The sequence below is a fragment of the Asticcacaulis sp. W401b genome (genome assembly GCF_046503825.1).
Taxonomy (GTDB): Bacteria; Pseudomonadota; Alphaproteobacteria; order Caulobacterales; family Caulobacteraceae; genus Asticcacaulis.
The window spans coordinates 300157-315490 of record NZ_JBKFEE010000004.1 but is presented as its reverse complement, the minus strand read 5'-3'; the positions used below and the strand labels follow the sequence as shown (position 1 = coordinate 315490).

The following is a 15334-nucleotide window of genomic DNA, read 5'->3' as shown; positions in this document are numbered from 1 at the left end:
CTATGGATATTCTGCCTGTTATCACGCCTCGTCCCCGTCGGCCGCGTCCGGCCATCGTGTCGCTGACCGATGCAGCCGCCGCCCAGGTGAAGGCCATCATGGCGCGGGCCGACAAGCCCTATGTGGGTCTGCGCGTCGGTGTGAAGCAGGGCGGCTGCGCCGGTCAGGAATACGTGCTGAGCTATGCCGAAGCCGCCGACCCGCTGGATGAGGTGGTCACCGACAAGGGCGTGACCATACTGATCGAACCCAAGGCGGTGCTGTATCTGGTCGGCACGGTCATTGATTATGAGACGACGAAGCTGGCGTCGAAGTTCGTGTTCAACAACCCGAACGAGACGGATGCCTGTGGGTGCGGCGAGAGTGTAACGATCAAGCCCGCAGCCACGGAATCTGACTAAAAATCGGCTGCGGCGAAAGTGTAACGATCAAGCCCGCAGCTACGGAAGCAGACTAATCAGCCTCAGGCCCGCAGGGCGAGCGGCACAAACTCGATTTCCCCACTACGCCCGGTCAGCCAGTCGAGCGCTTCATCTGCCGTATAGAAGTTGCGCATCGTGTCCTTGGGGAAGGAGGCGTAGTCCTGCTGGATATACACCTCTTCCACCGCGTCGTGCGTCACAAAGGCGACCCGGCGTCCGTCGTGGAAATCGCGCGTCCATTCGGCCCAGGTCTGCGCAAAGCGCTGGCGGTCTTCGTCCTCCAGATGGCCGGTATAGCGGCGAAAGTCGATCAGACGGTCATAACGCCACGGCTCGCCGATTTCGGCATAGGCTTCGATGAAGCGGTCGCAAAGCTCGGCGCTGGGGAAGGGGCCGAAGACGCGGGCAATGAGGATGGAATGGGTTTCATCCAGATAGACGCTGAGGCGGTATTTTTGCGACATGGGTAAGCTGTGACTTTGTGACGTGCCAGCCGAGTGTAGCGGGCAATGCTTAAAATCCGCTTAGCTTAAAAGTGAAATGCCGTTTCGGTAATCGGTTAAGGTTGTGAAGAAGCCAACCACTCGATGGCTTCATCACGGCGGTCGAAGAGTTGTATGAAGGCCCTGGGGAAGGCGTCACCGAGAGCGTTCAGGCGCGCACGGTCGAACGGGTCGTTGGAAATGAGGGCCAGACGCCGGCGCGGTGGAGGCGGCGTACCAGCGGCCTGAGCCAGCCACGCGGCCGCCCGCATCAGGTCGGACAGTTCAACCACGCCCTGAGCCGAGCGCATATCCAGAATACGGTCGTAGAGCCAGGGCTTCTCGATCTGCTGATAAAGGTCGATAAGGGCGTCCACAAAGCCTTCGCTGGTATAGTCGCCGCGGGCGGTGACCATCAGCAGGTTGTTATCCGTGTCGATAAGATGGGAGAGACGGAGAGGGCGCGGCACGGCGAACCTTACAGAACAGGGAAGGGCTGCTGTATCCCCTAACGAGCGTCTGTTAAAAAAACCTTATATCTTCTGTATTTAAGCCGGAACGGCCCCTTCAGTGATCAATTCGGAAGGTTCAACCGGGCCGCCGCGGGCTTCGGCGATCAGTTCCTGAGTCCGGCCTTCGATGCGCGCTTGCAGCACAGCCATGAACTGCGCCTTGTCGAGGCCGGGCGCGATGGGATCAAGAAATTCCAGCACCGCTGTGCCGGCGGTTTTGCGATACTGGGTTTCCTGCCAGAACAGGCCGAGATTGGTGGCCACGGGCACCACGGGACGGTTGAAATTCCTGTACATGTGCCACACGCCGGAACGATAGCGGCGATAGGTTCCGGGCGCATTGAGGTGACCTTCGGGATAGATGAGGATGTGGCGACCGTCACGGTCGGCTTCGGCCGAGCGCTGGCTGAGGCTGCGGCGCGCTTCGTGACCGCCGCAATTGTTGACCACAATGGCGCCCAGCTTGCGCAGCAGCGTGCCCATCAGCGGGAACTTTTCCAGATGATCGCCGGTGACAAAGGCCACGTCCTCGAACTGCGAATAGAGGCAAAAGCCGTCACCCCACGACTGATGCTTGGCGGCGAAGATGACCGGCGTGTCCGGGACGAGGTGGCGGCCGCGGACCTCAAGCCGGATGCCAGCCAGTACCCGCATGGCCCAGACCATCCGCCGCGTATAGCGCTGCACCACCCACAAAACCGGTTTGCGACCCGGCAGGAGTGACAGGCCAATAGCCATCAGGCTGTAGGCGATGGAGAAAACCCAGTAAGCGAGAGCGAACGCAAAGGCGCGCATGGAGGTATCCACAAAGAAAGCCAGTGACGGAATCGTCACCAGCTTCTTGTCGCATAAATTTGAACAATGTTCAAATTATATCTTCCCAGTTATATTTCTCAGGCGGCGTCGGTCGCTTTCAAGGCGGATTTGGCGCAGGTGACCATGTTGCGGCCATTGTTCTTCGACTGATAGAGGGCCTTGTCGGCGCGGTCGAGCAGGTCGTAGGCGTCTTCGCCATAGTCACGCTCGGCAATGCCGACGGAAATCGTGATTGTGCCCAGGTCTTCATTGGTGGAACGGCGCTTGAGTACCCGAGATGCGATTTCCTGCCGCGCTTCATTGAGCAGGCGCTCGACGACGGCCATGTTTTCGCTGGGGAAGATCATGGCAAATTCTTCACCGCCATAACGCGCGGCCATGCGCGGGGCGCGACCGATGCGTGACAGGACCGAAGCGACGTAACGCAGGACCTGATCGCCCGTCTGATGGCCCCAGGTGTCGTTGAAGCGTTTGAAATGGTCGATGTCGAGAACGGCCAGGGTGATATTCTTGCCTTCGTCGCTGTCGCAATGGCGTTCCAGCGCTTCGTCGAAGGATTTACGATTGGCCAGATTGGTCAGGGCGTCGGTCATGGCTTCCAGACGCACCTGATCAAGGTGTTTGCGCAGACGCGCCACTTCGCGTGAGGATTCGCTGAGGCGAACTTCGAAATGGGCGTGCTGGTTGAGGATTTGCGAGGTGGCATCCGTCAGACGCCCGACAAGCTGACGCAGGCGTTGTGCGTCCGAATCCCCATCAATGCTGGTGCGCGCACCTTCGAGCGTCTCGTTATAGTCTTTCTGCGCCTTCTGGGCTTCGTTGATGACATCGCTGACCGAGGCCAGCTCGCGCGTCAGACGCAGGCCTGCGTCGCGCACCTCATCATTCAGCTTGAGGCGGGAAATGAATTTCGAAGCGAGGCTTTCGGAGATTTCCTCGGTAATCTTCTCACCCGAACCGATCAGGCGATGAATCTCCTGCGCCAGAGCCGAGTTGGGATCGCCCGCGACATAGAGCCAGATTTCATAATTGAGCGGCGTCGGCCAGACCCCGTGCACTTCCATCAGCCGAATGGCCTCCACGGCCAGACTATAGGCATTGGAACTGCGAACGCTCACTTCTATGTCGTTGCTCATAAAGGCTTCCTTGTGTCACGAATCGGGTGACGAGAAACACATTAAGTCAATTTCTCTGACAGGCGGTTAACGCGGGAACTTATTTTGCTTTACCCTTGCCCTCAGCGGTAGGCGCTGCGCAGCATAAAGGCAGGCACATGGCCGCCGAAACCCTGACTGTCCGGACCTTTGGGCAGGCTGTCCTCATTGTCTTTCAACGGAAAATCGTCAGAGACCGCCTTTGCGCGCGGCGGCGGGGTGTCTGCCGCGGGAGATTTGCGGCGGCGCGTTTTTTTCTCCGGAGGCGGAGCGGCGTCCACGACGACTTCTTCCGGGACCGCGACTTCGGCGACGGCCTCAGGGGCTGATTCGCTTTTGCGACCACGCTCACGGCGCGGGCGGGCCGAACGGTCACGCTCCGTGCGTTCACCGCGACCGCGTGCGGGCTTTTCCCGTTCCGGACGCGCATCGGCCAGCGGGCTCCAATCGACGTCCAGCTCCAGCGGGTTGGGCTCTTTCTTGATGAGCTTCAGAACCTTGTCATAGTTCTTCTCATCGTTGGGCGCGAGGATCAGATAGGCCTCACCCGTGCGACCGGCGCGGCCTGTGCGGCCGATCCGGTGCACATAGTCATCGGCGTGATGTGGCACATCGAAGTTGAACACATGGCTGACGCTGGGGATATCGAGCCCGCGCGCCGCGACGTCCGAAGCCACCAGCAGTTTCAACTCACCGCTGCGGAAGGCATCGAGCGTCTTCATGCGCAGGGACTGATCCAGATCCCCGTGAATGGGGGCGGCGTTAAAGCCGTGTACTGACAGGGACTTGGCGACGATATCGACATCGGTTTTGCGGTTGCAGAAGACGATGCCGTTATTAATCTCCAGTTGCCCTATCAGGGTGCGCAGGGCCAGACGCTTGGCCTTGGCCAGCAGTTTGGAGTCACCCGACGGCACGCGATAGACGTACTGGGTGATGTTTTCGTTGGTCGTTGCCGGGCGCGAGACTTCGATACGCACCGGGTTCTTCAGGAATTGCTCGGTCAGGCGCGTGATTTCCGGCGGCATGGTCGCCGAGAAGAACAGGGTCTGACGTGACGGCGGCGTCAGCTTGAAGATGCGCTCGATGTCGGGAATGAAGCCCATGTCGAGCATGCGGTCGGCTTCATCAACGACCATCAGTTGCACGCCATTCAGCATCACCTTGGAGCGCTCAAACAGGTCGAGCAAACGGCCCGGCGTAGCGATCAGCACATCGACGCCCTTGTCCAGCTTGGCCACCTGATCGGCCATGGAGACGCCACCGATCAGCAGGGCCCAGTTCAGCTTGCAATATTTGGCATATTTCTCAAAAGCTTCGGCCACCTGATCGGCCAGTTCGCGCGTCGGCGCCAGCACGATGGCGCGCGGCATACGGGCCCGCGAGCGACCCGAAGCCAGCTTCTCGATCATCGGCAGGGTGAAGGCCGCCGTCTTGCCGGTGCCGGTTTGGGCGATCCCCAGAACGTCCAGTCCGATCAGGGCAATGGGGATGGCCTGTTCCTGAATGGCGGTCGGCGTATCGTAGCCGGTAGCGGCCACGGCTTTCAGGATATCGGGGTTCAGGCCTAGATCGGTAAATTTGGTCATTCAGCTTTGAAGGGTTGCCGTTTCGGACAGTCGCAGGAAAAAAAATCAGCCGCCGCGTAAGCGCGGACACGGCGATAAATACGCCGGTAAAGGCTTTGCGGCCTCTAGTATCAGATTTTACATAAAAGGACAGAGATTTATTGCGCTGCGGCGGCTCAGACGTCCAGATCATCGCCGACAAATTCGGCGTTTTGCTGAATGTACTTGAAGCGCAGTTCCGGTTTACGGCCCATCAGGGTTTCGACCAGATCCTCGATGTCGCTCTCATTCTCCGGCAGGGTGACGCGTGCCAGGGTGCGCGTCTTCGGGTCCATGGTCGTTTCCTTGAGTTGCGCCGGCATCATTTCGCCCAGACCCTTGAAACGGCCGATTTCGGGCTTCTTCCCTTTGAATTCTTTTTCAAGGATTTCAAGTCGATGCGCGTCGTCCTTGGCATAGACGATCTTGGTGCCGTGGCTGATGCGGTACAGCGGCGGCATGGCCAGATAGAGGTGACCATTGCGGATCATCGACGGCATGGTGCGGTAGAAATAGGTGATCAGCAGTGAGGCGATGTGCGCGCCGTCCACGTCGGCGTCGGTCATGATGACGATGCGCTCATAGCGCAGGTCGTCTTCCTTGAAGCGCGCCCCCGGCTGTACGCCCAGCGCCAGCCCCAGATCGGACAGTTCCTGATTGGACTTGGCCTTGTCGGCGGTCGCCGAGGCGATGTTGAGGATTTTGCCGCGCAGGGGCAGGATGGCCTGTGTATTGCGGTTACGCGCCTGCTTGGCCGAACCACCGGCCGAGTCGCCTTCGACGATGAACAGTTCGGTGCCGTTGGCGTCCTGACGCGCGCAGTCGGCCAGCTTGCCCGGCAGACGCAGCTTGCGCGTCGCTGAGGCGCGCTGAACTTCTTTGTCCTTGCGCTTTTTCAGGCGGTCTTCGGCGCGTTCGACGACGAATTGCAGCAGGCGGTCGGCCTGTTTGGGCGAACTGATCAGCCAGTGATCGAACGGATCGGCCAGCGCTTTTTCGACCAGACGCTGGGCCTCGCTGGACGACAGGCGGTCCTTGGTCTGACCCTGAAACTCAGGGTTCTTGATGAAGACCGAGATGACTACGCCCGCTTGCGCCACCACGTCTTCGGCAGTGATGATGCCACCGCGCTTATCGCCGGTCATGTCGGCATAGGCCTTCAGCGAGCGGGTGAGGGCGGCGCGCAGGCCCGCCTCGTGCGTGCCGCCGTCGGGTGTCGGGATGGTGTTACAATAGGACTGCGTAAAGCCGTCAAATTCACCGAACCCGGCCCCGGACCAGGTAACGGCCCATTCGACGGCCCCGGCTTCACCTTGCCGTTCTACGCGGCCGGAGAAGATGTCGGTGACGGTTTCGGTTTCCTGAACGCGCTCAGCCAGATAGTCGGCCAGCCCGTTGGGGAAGTAGAACTTGTCTTCAGCTGGCGTATGGTCGGTGATCTGGCTGGGGTCGCACTTCCAGTGGATTTGGACGCCGCGGAACAGATAGGCTTTCGCTTTCGCCATGCGGTACAGGCGCGCCGGTTTGAAGTGCGCACCGACGCCGAAAATCTCTTCGTCCGGCTTGAAGCGTTCGCGTGTGCCGCGCTTTTTCGACGGCGCGATCTGCTGGATGGGGCCCTGACTGAGGCCGCGCGAAAAGACCTGCTGCCATTCAAAACCGTCGCGCCACACCGTTACTTCCAGTGTTTCGGACAGGGCATTGACCACCGAGACACCGACGCCGTGCAGACCGCCGGAGGTTTCATAGGCCTTGCCGGAGAACTTGCCACCGGAGTGCAGGACGGTCATGACGACTTCCAGCGCCGACTTGCCGGGGTATTTAGGGTGCGGATCGACGGGGATGCCGCGCCCATCATCGCGTACCGACAGATAACCCTCGGCGTCCAGCTCGACCCAGATGGCCTTGGCGTGACCGGCGACGGCCTCGTCCATGGCATTGTCGAGGACTTCGGCGAACAGGTGGTGCATCGCCTTTTCGTCCGTGCCGCCGATGTACATGCCCGGACGCTTGCGCACCGGTTCCAGCCCTTCCAGCACCTCAATCGCATCCGCACCATAACCTTCGGCGGTCATGGCGGACGGCTTGCTGGCGGCGACAGGCGGGGCCTTGACGGGCTCAGCTTTGGCCGGGGCGGGTTTGGCAGCAGGCATGGCAGGCGTATCCGTCTGAGGCACGGGGGCGTCGCCGCCGAAGAGAGAGGGCTGGGGAGGCGTAGTGGACATGCGCGTACTGTGGACCGATTCGGTGAATTTCCATCCGGCAGGCGATGGAGGACGTGAACAATCCATAAACAAAAAGGCCGCAAACCCCAAGGGGCTTGCGACCGATTTCTGTGGCTTAATGCCAGATGGCTTGGCCGGAAGGCTTAGAACGCCGCCTTGATGGTCAGGGCGAGCTGTTCCTTCATGGGGTTGCGAGCGAAGCTCTTGCCCAGATCGTGATCGCCGGTGTCCCAATAGCGGACGTCGAGCGACAGGTTCGAGGTCAGGGCGTAGCCCGCACCCAGGTTCCAGGTAGTGTATTCGCCCGTAGAGGCCTCATACTTGCCCATGGCACCCGAAACCGACCACTTGTCGGTCAGCGGATAGGCCGCGTTCAGTTCGTAGTAAGGGTTTTCCAGCGTTTCCCAGTTGGTGTAGATCGCCGCACCGATCGTGCCCTTGCCCATCGGGTGGGTGAAGCCGGCCTTCAGTTCGCCGAAGTTCAGAGCGTCTTCATCCGGATAGGCGTAATAGATAGCGCCGAAGTCAAATGACCAGTTGCCGACGGTCGGCTTCACGCCGGCATACAGATCAACTTCCAGCGAAGCGTCTGAACCGAAATCGACGTTCGAAGCCCAGGTGCCGGCATAGAAGGAACCGTTGGTGTAGTCGATGCCACCCTGAACAGCGGCTTCCTTGTCTGTCTGCGTGACGCCGCGCCAGACATAGTTATTGGTGGCGGCGATGTTGTAGCTGAGGGCGCCTTCGGCGGAGGCGGCACCGGCGACCAGAGCGCTGGCGGCGATCGTAGCGGCGAGGAGGAACTTCTTCATGATCTGTATCCTGTTTTATGGTTCAGATTATAGCCCGCAGTACGCAACTGCGGTGTAAATCGAAATTTAATGTAGCAATTTTTACGCTGCGTACTACCCCCTGCGGAAGGTTTGGTGGCGCTTGATGTAAAATTGTCACGAATCTCTAACGCGATATTCACACACGCTAATATCAATTATATAATTGATTTTAAATAATAAAAATTCGAATTGAATCGGGTTCTCTTTTCTGTGTGTTGCAAATGTGGCGAGGTTTTTCTGCGGCGCAGCGTTACTTTTGCGCCGCAGTGCGCAAAAAGCGAATCGGTCTCAGCCTGAGAAACCGCCCGCGCGAGCAGAGGGCGGTTTCCTGATCAAACCGGCTTCACGCCTTAAAACGCGGCCTTCAGGCTGAGCACGACACGTTCGTCGCTGTAGCGCGTATCGACGTCGGTATCGTGGTAACGCAGGTCCACAGACAGGTTGGAGGTGAGGGCGTAGGCCCCGCCGAGGTTCCAGGTATTGTAGGTGCCATAGTCACCAAATGCGCCGGAAACGGACACCTTATCGGTCAGAGGATAGGCGGCGTTGACTTCGAAATAGTCTTCGAAATTGTCATCTGTGTTGAAATAGGCCGCTGCACCGATCGTGCCCTTGCCGAGGGGGTGGCTAACGCCCAGTTTGACTTCCTCGAAATTCAGGTCGTCTTCCTGCGGATAGAGATAGGCCAGGTGGAAACTACATAGAGACTGTACGATATAAAAAATGGAGCGCCCGAAGGCGCTCCATCTATATCACGTAGTTTGTATTTAACTATTAGTGATGCACTTCGTCATGCAGAGCCGAGTCGAGACCCGCTTCTTCATCCGCTTCCGACACGCGCAGGCCCGTAGTGAACTTGCAGATGACGAGGATGACGAGGGTGCCGATGGCCGACCACAGGATGGTATAGACCAGACCCATGATCTGCGTACCGACGCTGGCACCTTCCGACAGGCTGTTGATCGCCGGATCGGCGAACACGCCGGTCAGGACCGCGCCGAGGGCACCGCCCGCGCCGTGGATGCCGAAAGCGTCCAGCGAGTCATCGTAGCCAAGCAGCTTTTTGACCCACGAAGCGAAGACGTAGCAGACCGGACCCGCAATCAGGCCGATGATCAGGGCACCCGTCGGGTTGACGAAGCCCGCAGCCGGGGTGATGGCGACCAGACCAGCCACGAGACCGGACAGAATGCCCAGCAGCGACGGCTTACGACGGATGGTCCATTCGACCAGCTTCCACGACAGGGCCGCAGCCAGTGCCGCCAGGATCGTGTTGAGCAGGGCGGCCGCACCGATGCCGTCCGGAGTCCAGGCCGAGCCAGCGTTGAAGCCGATCCAGCCAACGAACAGGAGCGCGGCACCGATCATGACGAAGATCAGGTTGTTCGGCGCCATTTCTTCGGTGCCATAACCCTTACGACGGCCAAGGAAGAGGGCCGCAACCAGACCCGCCACACCGGAGTTGACGTGAACAACGGCGCCACCGGCGAAGTCGAGCACGCCCATGCTGCCCATGAAGCCGCCGCCCCAGACCTGGTGACAGATCGGCGCGTAGACGAAGACCGACCACAGGGCCATGAACAACAGCAGACCCGACAGCTTGATACGCTCGGCAAAGGCGCCGGTGATCAGGGCCGGGGTGATGATGGCAAAGGTCATCTGATAGGAGATCCACAGCATTTCAGGCAGGCCGGGGGCCAGATTGAAAGCCGTATCCTTGGTGACGCCCTTCAGCAGGACCGTATCGAAACCGCCGATAAACTTGTTGACGGTCTCGGCCGGAAGACCGAACAGCGCTTTGTCAGCCACCCCGAAGGACAGGCTGTAGCCGACGACATACCACAGGATGCCCGCGACGCACGACACGGCGACGGATTGCGTCACGGTGGCGATGACGTTCTTCTTACGCACCATACCGCCGTAGAACAGGGCCAGACCCGGCAGGGTCATCATCAGCACGAGGGCGGTCGAAAGGAAGACGAAGGACGAGGACGCAAGGTCCAGTTCCAGCGGCTTCTGGTGAGCGAGCAGGGCCGGAGCCGGCGCTTCGGCCGCAGCCGCTTCAGCCGGAGCAGCCTCTGAGGCCGGGGCCGCTTCCGAAACCGCAGCTTCGGAAGTGACAGCCGCCGCGTGGGCGACGGTGACGACCGGAGCCGTCATGAGGAGGGCTGCGGAGGCCGCAAGCACCTTTGAGAATTTAATCCACGTTTTCAAGTTATCCCCCTTGGATAAGCGGATGTTGCACTGGCGAAGAGTGCCGCCATCCGATTGTTTCGCAAAGGGTTTTATTAAGACTTGAGGCGAGGAGCGGGCGTCGCGAGGCGCAATGCGTCATTTATGTGTCAATATGGCCGTCTGAAACGCGCAAACCCAGAAAAACGTTTTGGTATCATGTGATACGATAAAGGTATCATTTGAAATTAAATTTCCACCCGGCTTGACGTAACGGTATCGGGTGGCGGTTTGTATCGCCAAACGCAAACAAGCCGCCCCTTTTCAGGAGCGACTTGTTCTTTGAAATCAACCCTTTGCAGGGAGATGTTCAGCTTATCCCTTGTAGTACATCTCGAACTCGATCGGGTGCGGACGCAGTTCGAAGGCCATCACTTCTTCCATCTTCAGTTCGATGTAGGCGTCGATGAAGTCGTCGTCGAACACGCCACCCTTCTTGAGGAAGGCGCGGTCCTTGTCGAGGTTGTCGAGGGCTTCACGCAGGCTGCCGCAGACTTCCGGCACGGCCTTTTGCTCTTGCGGCGGCAGGTCGTACAGGTTCTTGTCGGCCGCGGGGCCCGGATCGATACGGTTTTCGATACCGTCCAGACCGGCCATCAGCAGGGCGGTAAAGGTCAGGTAGGGGTTGCCCAGCGGATCGGGGAAGCGCGCTTCGATACGCTTGCCCTTCGGCGAGGAGACCCACGGAATACGGATCGAGGCCGAGCGGTTACGCGACGAATAGGCCAGCTTCACCGGGGCTTCGTAGCCCGGAACCAGACGCTTGTAGGAGTTGGTCGTCGGGTTGGCGAAGGCGTTGATGGCCTTGGCGTGCTTGATGATGCCGCCGATGTACCACAGGCACAGGTCCGACAGACCGGCATACTTGTCGCCGGCGAACAGCGGCTTGCCGTTCTTCCAGATCGACTGGTGGACGTGCATACCCGAACCGTTGTCACCGAACATCGGCTTCGGCATAAAGGTCGCGGTCTTGCCATAGGCGTGGGCGACGTTCTGCACGACGTACTTGTAGAGCTGGGTACGGTCGGCCATGGTCAGCATGTCCGAGAACTTCAGGCCAAGCTCGTGCTGGGCCGGGGCCACTTCGTGGTGGTGCTTTTCCGGTTCCATGCCCAGTTCGCCCATGACGGCGAGCATTTCGCCACGCAGGTCCTGGCACGAGTCCACCGGGTTGACCGGGAAGTAACCGCCCTTCGGGCCCGGACGGTGACCCATATTGCCTTCGGCGTATTCTTTGGCCGAGTTGATCGGCAGTTCCGACGAGTCGAAGGAGAAGCCAGTGTTGTTCGGGGCGATCGACCAGCGGACGTCGTCGAACAGGAAGAATTCGGCTTCCGGACCGAAATAGACGGTGTCGCCGATACCGGCCGACTGCACGTAGGCGAGCGCCTTCTTGGCGATCGAGCGCGGGTCGCGGTTATAGGGCTCGTTGGTGTCCGGATTGATGACGTCGCAGAACAGGAAGAGGGTGGTCTGCTGATAGAAGGGGTCGATATAGGCCGTCTTCAGGTCCGGGCGCAGCTTCATGTCGGATTCGTTGATGGCCTTCCAGCCGGCGATCGACGAACCGTCGAACATGGTGCCGTCATTGAGGAAGTCTTCATCGACGAGATCGATGTCGAAGGTCACATGCTGCATCTTGCCGCGAACGTCGGTGAAGCGAACGTCAACGTACTTGACGTCCTTTTCCTTGATGAGCTTGAGAATGTCTGCTGCGGTCATTTTTTGACGCCCTGGGTTTTTGGTTGGGTAGTTTGGGGAGGATCAGACCGCTTGCGGTCCGGACTCCCCGGTGCGGATGCGAACGACATCAATGACGTCGCTCACAAAAATCTTGCCGTCGCCAATCTTGCCTGTGCGCGCCGCGGTCTGGATGGCCTCAAGTGCGGCCGGTGCCAGATCGTCGGCAACCACGAGTTCAATTTTGATCTTCGGCAGAAAATCAACAACATATTCCGCACCCCGGTAGAGTTCGGAATGTCCTTTCTGGCGGCCGTAGCCCTTGGCTTCCAGAACGGTCATACCCTGCACGCCGATTTCCTGAAGGGCTTCCTTCACTTCGTCCAGCTTGAAAGGTTTGATAACAGCTTCGATCTTTTTCATGAGCAATCCTGATCACGACCGTTAACAGCGAAAATCTTTTGCATTGCGACAGAATGCAAGCCAGATTCCGGTGAAACAGCTCACTTGACTGTAAAGATTTATTACGATGCGTGAGCGCACCCATCCTGCCTTTAGACCCAGACGAGAGCGAATTCAAAAGGAAAATACGCCTGTTAGCTGATTTCCCTTTTTGGGTGTCTGCTTATAGGCGCAGCGCAACCCGATATGATTGCGCCTGAAATTAAATGCAGTCGTTGATCAGGTAAAGTTTAAAACGAAACCCGCGGCAAAAAAGGCTCCGGAAGCCCTGAAAGGCCCCGCCGTTGAGAACGGGGCCTGACCATACGGCAGACGGTCTGGCTCACCACGACTTGGTGAGGCGCGTGTAGAGATAGCGCCCGTTGAAGCCGAAGGGTGAGCGGGCGCTGAAGGCGGCACCGCCGTTATATTGCGTGCTGGCGGTCGGCGTCAGTGTGCCTGAGAGCGTCGTCAGTGGCGTCTGATTGGGATAGACGTCGCCGATATTGTCGATGCCTACGGCCCAGGTGACGCCGTTGTCGAACTTGTAGTTGCCCGACACATTGACCACCGTCTTGTCGCCGGTTTCAAAATCGAAGGCGGCGTTCGACTGCGCGACCAGAACCGAACTGTAGGAAACGGCCGACACGCCCGCCGACCACTTGCCCAGTTTCCAGTCGATGGCCGCGTTCAGCTTGTCCTCCGGCGTCGAACTGGACAACAGGTTCTGATTGACGCGCGCGAACAGGGCCGGGGGCGAGGGCAGGCTCGACAGCGTGTTGATGGCCGGGAAGCGGTCGATATCCGTCTCCCCGTGGTTATAGGCGAGGCTGAAATCGTAGGTTCCGAAGCCTGCTGCAGGCAGGCGATAACGTGCCACGAGGTCGATGCCCTTGGTCGTGGTATCCACACCGTTCATGAAAAAGCGGGCGGCATCCACCCCATAGGGCGATAAGAGGTTGAAGACGCCTTGGTTGGTGATGGTTGTGCCGCTGCGGCCGATCAGGTTTTCGGTCAGGACGATGCGGTCTTCGATTTCGATCTTGTAGGTGTCGAGGGTCAGCTCAAACGGCCCGCTGTGGAAGACGAAGCCCAGCGCCAGATTTTTGGAGGTTTCAGCCTCCAGAGGCGCAGCCCCCAGCGCCTTGGCGACCGAACTGGTGGCCGGGAAGGTGGTGATCAGCAGAGGGACGCCGCTGACGAAATTGGTGGCGGTCGAAGAGAAATACTGCTGTTGCAGGGACGGGGCGCGGAAGCCGGTCGAGGCCGAACCGCGGATGGCGAAGGCGGGCGTAAAGTCGTAACGCGCGGCGATCTTGGCCGAGGTGTTATCACCAAAATCGGAATAGTCCTCGTAGCGAACGGCGATACTGCCTGACAGCTTTTCGGTCAGGCTGGTTTCAAGGTCGAGATAGGCCCCGAAATTGTGACGGTCCACATCGGCGACGTTCTGCGGGAACAGGCCGGGGAAGCCCTGAGCCCCCTGCGGCGCGCTGAGCGGCCCCTTGGCCCACGACTGCTCCTCGCCCTGTTTGATCTTGTAGGTTTCGCCGCGCGCTTCAAGGCCCCAGGCTACGTTTAGCGGCTTAGACAGGCCGATGTCGAAGGGCTGGACGAAGCTGGCATTGAAGACGGTCTGGCTGTAGTCGAGTGAGCCTGAATAGAACCACGTCTTCGACGCCGTGCCGTAAGAGGCGTTGACGCTATTGGCCGTTGCGTAATCCAGCTTGTTGTCGCCGAAGGTCAGGCTGAAATCGGCATCCCAGCCACCGAGGCTGCCTTTCACCCCGCCTGTGGCTGACATGTCCTTGGTGTGGACCTGAATGATGGGCAGGAAGCCGTCCGGATAGATGGCAGCCACATTGCCGGAATTGGTCGGGTTGCGGTAGTTGGCGGCGCTGTCGTTACGGCGGTCCTGATAGCCGGCAAAGCCATAGGCCGACCACACATCATTGATTGCCTTTCCCGCATTGGCAAACAGGGTCAGGCCGCGCTCCTGCGGGTCGCCATAGCGCGACTTGATGGCTGCCGGGGTGACACGGGTATCGAGGCCGCCGCGCGAGGTGGGTTTGCGGTCTTTATATTCACCGGAAAGGGTCAGGAAGCCGTCGTCGAGCAGAGGCAGGCCGACCCAGCCGCTCAGAGACAGGCTTTCGCCATCGCTGCGGTTATACCAGGTGTTGGCCGTCTTGACCCGCGTGTTGTAATAGCCGCCAGACAGGGTGACAGAGCCGCCTCTGGACGCTTCGCGCAGGCGCAGGTTCATCACGCCGGCAATCGCATCGGAGCCGTACTGCGCCGAAGCGCCATCGCGCAGGATTTCGACGGTGCCGAGTGCGGCTTCGGGAATGGTGTTGAGATCGACCGCCGCCGAACCACGCCCGACAGAGCCGTTGATATTGACCAGCGCCGAAGCGTGACGGCGCTTGCCATTGATCAGGACGAGGGTCTGATCCGGGCTCAGGCCACGCAAGGTCGCCGGGCGCACGCTGTCGGTGCCGTCGGTGACTGCCGGGCGCGGGAAGGAGATGGAGGGGGCCAGACGCGACAGACCCTCGGCCAGCTCGGTCGAGCCCATGCTCTGAAGGGTTTCGCTCTTGATGACGTCCACCGGGGCGAGGGTTTCGAGCTTTGAGCGTTTGACTCGCGACCCGGTCACCACGACCTCGGTGGCCTCCTCGGCGGCGGACTGGGCCAGAGCAGTCGAGGTCAGCAGGGGTGAGGCCGAAAGCGAGAGGGCGATAACGCTGCTCACCTTCAGCAGGCGTTGGCGGAGACGGAGTTTGCGCGTGGATAAGGTCATAGGGCACCACTCTGAGCTGGAAACGGGTTTGGCGAAGGCGCTTCGCCAGTCAGACTGGCATGGGATGCCCGTCGCTCAGGTGAGTGTTGACACAAGTTTGTCACATGTGAAGACGCCGGGTTTGGGC

Annotated in this window: 13 protein-coding genes; 1 reads left to right on the top strand and 12 read right to left on the bottom strand. The window is 59.7% G+C overall.

The annotated features are described in order from the left end of the window. The first annotated feature begins 2 nt into the window (after positions 1–2). The gene (locus tag ACK8OE_RS11290; RefSeq protein WP_410272586.1) at positions 3–401 is read left to right on the top strand and encodes a HesB/IscA family protein; all 399 of its coding nucleotides are present in this window, start codon (positions 3–5) and stop codon (positions 399–401) included. A gap of 62 nt (positions 402–463) precedes the next feature. Here the strand turns inward: ACK8OE_RS11290 and ACK8OE_RS11285 are convergent, their stop codons facing one another. The 12 genes from ACK8OE_RS11285 to ACK8OE_RS11230 all read right to left on the bottom strand — a co-directional run bounded on the left by ACK8OE_RS11285 (position 464) and on the right by ACK8OE_RS11230 (position 15207). Next, a complete protein-coding gene (locus ACK8OE_RS11285) occupies positions 464–886 on the bottom strand; it encodes a hypothetical protein (protein WP_290794879.1) in 423 nt (140 codons plus the stop codon). A gap of 95 nt (positions 887–981) precedes the next feature. Continuing rightward, a complete protein-coding gene (locus ACK8OE_RS11280) occupies positions 982–1374 on the bottom strand; it encodes an STAS/SEC14 domain-containing protein (protein ID WP_410272585.1) in 393 nt (130 codons plus the stop codon). 78 nt (positions 1375–1452) lie between these two features. Next, entirely contained in the window at positions 1453–2211 is a 759-nt protein-coding gene (locus tag ACK8OE_RS11275; protein ID WP_410272688.1) for a lysophospholipid acyltransferase family protein, read from the bottom strand. Between the two features lie 98 nt (positions 2212–2309). Continuing rightward, positions 2310–3368 carry a GGDEF domain-containing protein gene (locus ACK8OE_RS11270; protein WP_410272584.1) on the bottom strand — a complete coding sequence of 353 codons (1059 nt, stop codon included), beginning with the start codon at positions 3366–3368 and terminating at the stop codon, positions 2310–2312. 101 nt (positions 3369–3469) lie between these two features. Beyond that, the gene (locus ACK8OE_RS11265) at positions 3470–4975 is read right to left on the bottom strand and encodes a DEAD/DEAH box helicase (protein ID WP_410272583.1); all 1506 of its coding nucleotides are present in this window, start codon (positions 4973–4975) and stop codon (positions 3470–3472) included. 155 nt (positions 4976–5130) lie between these two features. Then, positions 5131–7218 (bottom strand): DNA topoisomerase IV subunit B, encoded by a 2088-nt coding sequence (parE, locus tag ACK8OE_RS11260; protein WP_410272582.1) that lies wholly within the window; start codon positions 7216–7218, stop codon positions 5131–5133. A 143-nt stretch (positions 7219–7361) separates the two neighbouring features. Beyond that, positions 7362–8030: a TorF family putative porin gene (locus tag ACK8OE_RS11255; RefSeq protein WP_290794904.1), complete on the bottom strand. Its 669-nt coding sequence runs from the start codon at positions 8028–8030 to the stop codon at positions 7362–7364. A 371-nt stretch (positions 8031–8401) separates the two neighbouring features. Further along, positions 8402–8740, bottom strand: coding sequence for a hypothetical protein (locus ACK8OE_RS11250; RefSeq protein WP_410272687.1), 339 nt, complete (start codon positions 8738–8740; stop codon positions 8402–8404). Positions 8741–8825: 85 nt separating this feature from the next. After that, positions 8826–10265 (bottom strand): ammonium transporter, encoded by a 1440-nt coding sequence (locus ACK8OE_RS11245; protein WP_290794911.1) that lies wholly within the window; start codon positions 10263–10265, stop codon positions 8826–8828. A gap of 333 nt (positions 10266–10598) precedes the next feature. Next, positions 10599–12005: a type I glutamate--ammonia ligase gene (gene glnA / locus ACK8OE_RS11240; RefSeq protein ID WP_410272581.1), complete on the bottom strand. Its 1407-nt coding sequence runs from the start codon at positions 12003–12005 to the stop codon at positions 10599–10601. Positions 12006–12047: 42 nt separating this feature from the next. After that, positions 12048–12386 (bottom strand): P-II family nitrogen regulator, encoded by a 339-nt coding sequence (locus ACK8OE_RS11235; RefSeq protein WP_013480241.1) that lies wholly within the window; start codon positions 12384–12386, stop codon positions 12048–12050. Between the two features lie 361 nt (positions 12387–12747). Beyond that, positions 12748–15207 (bottom strand): TonB-dependent receptor plug domain-containing protein, encoded by a 2460-nt coding sequence (locus ACK8OE_RS11230; protein WP_410272580.1) that lies wholly within the window; start codon positions 15205–15207, stop codon positions 12748–12750. Between the last annotated feature and the right edge of the window lie 127 nt (positions 15208–15334).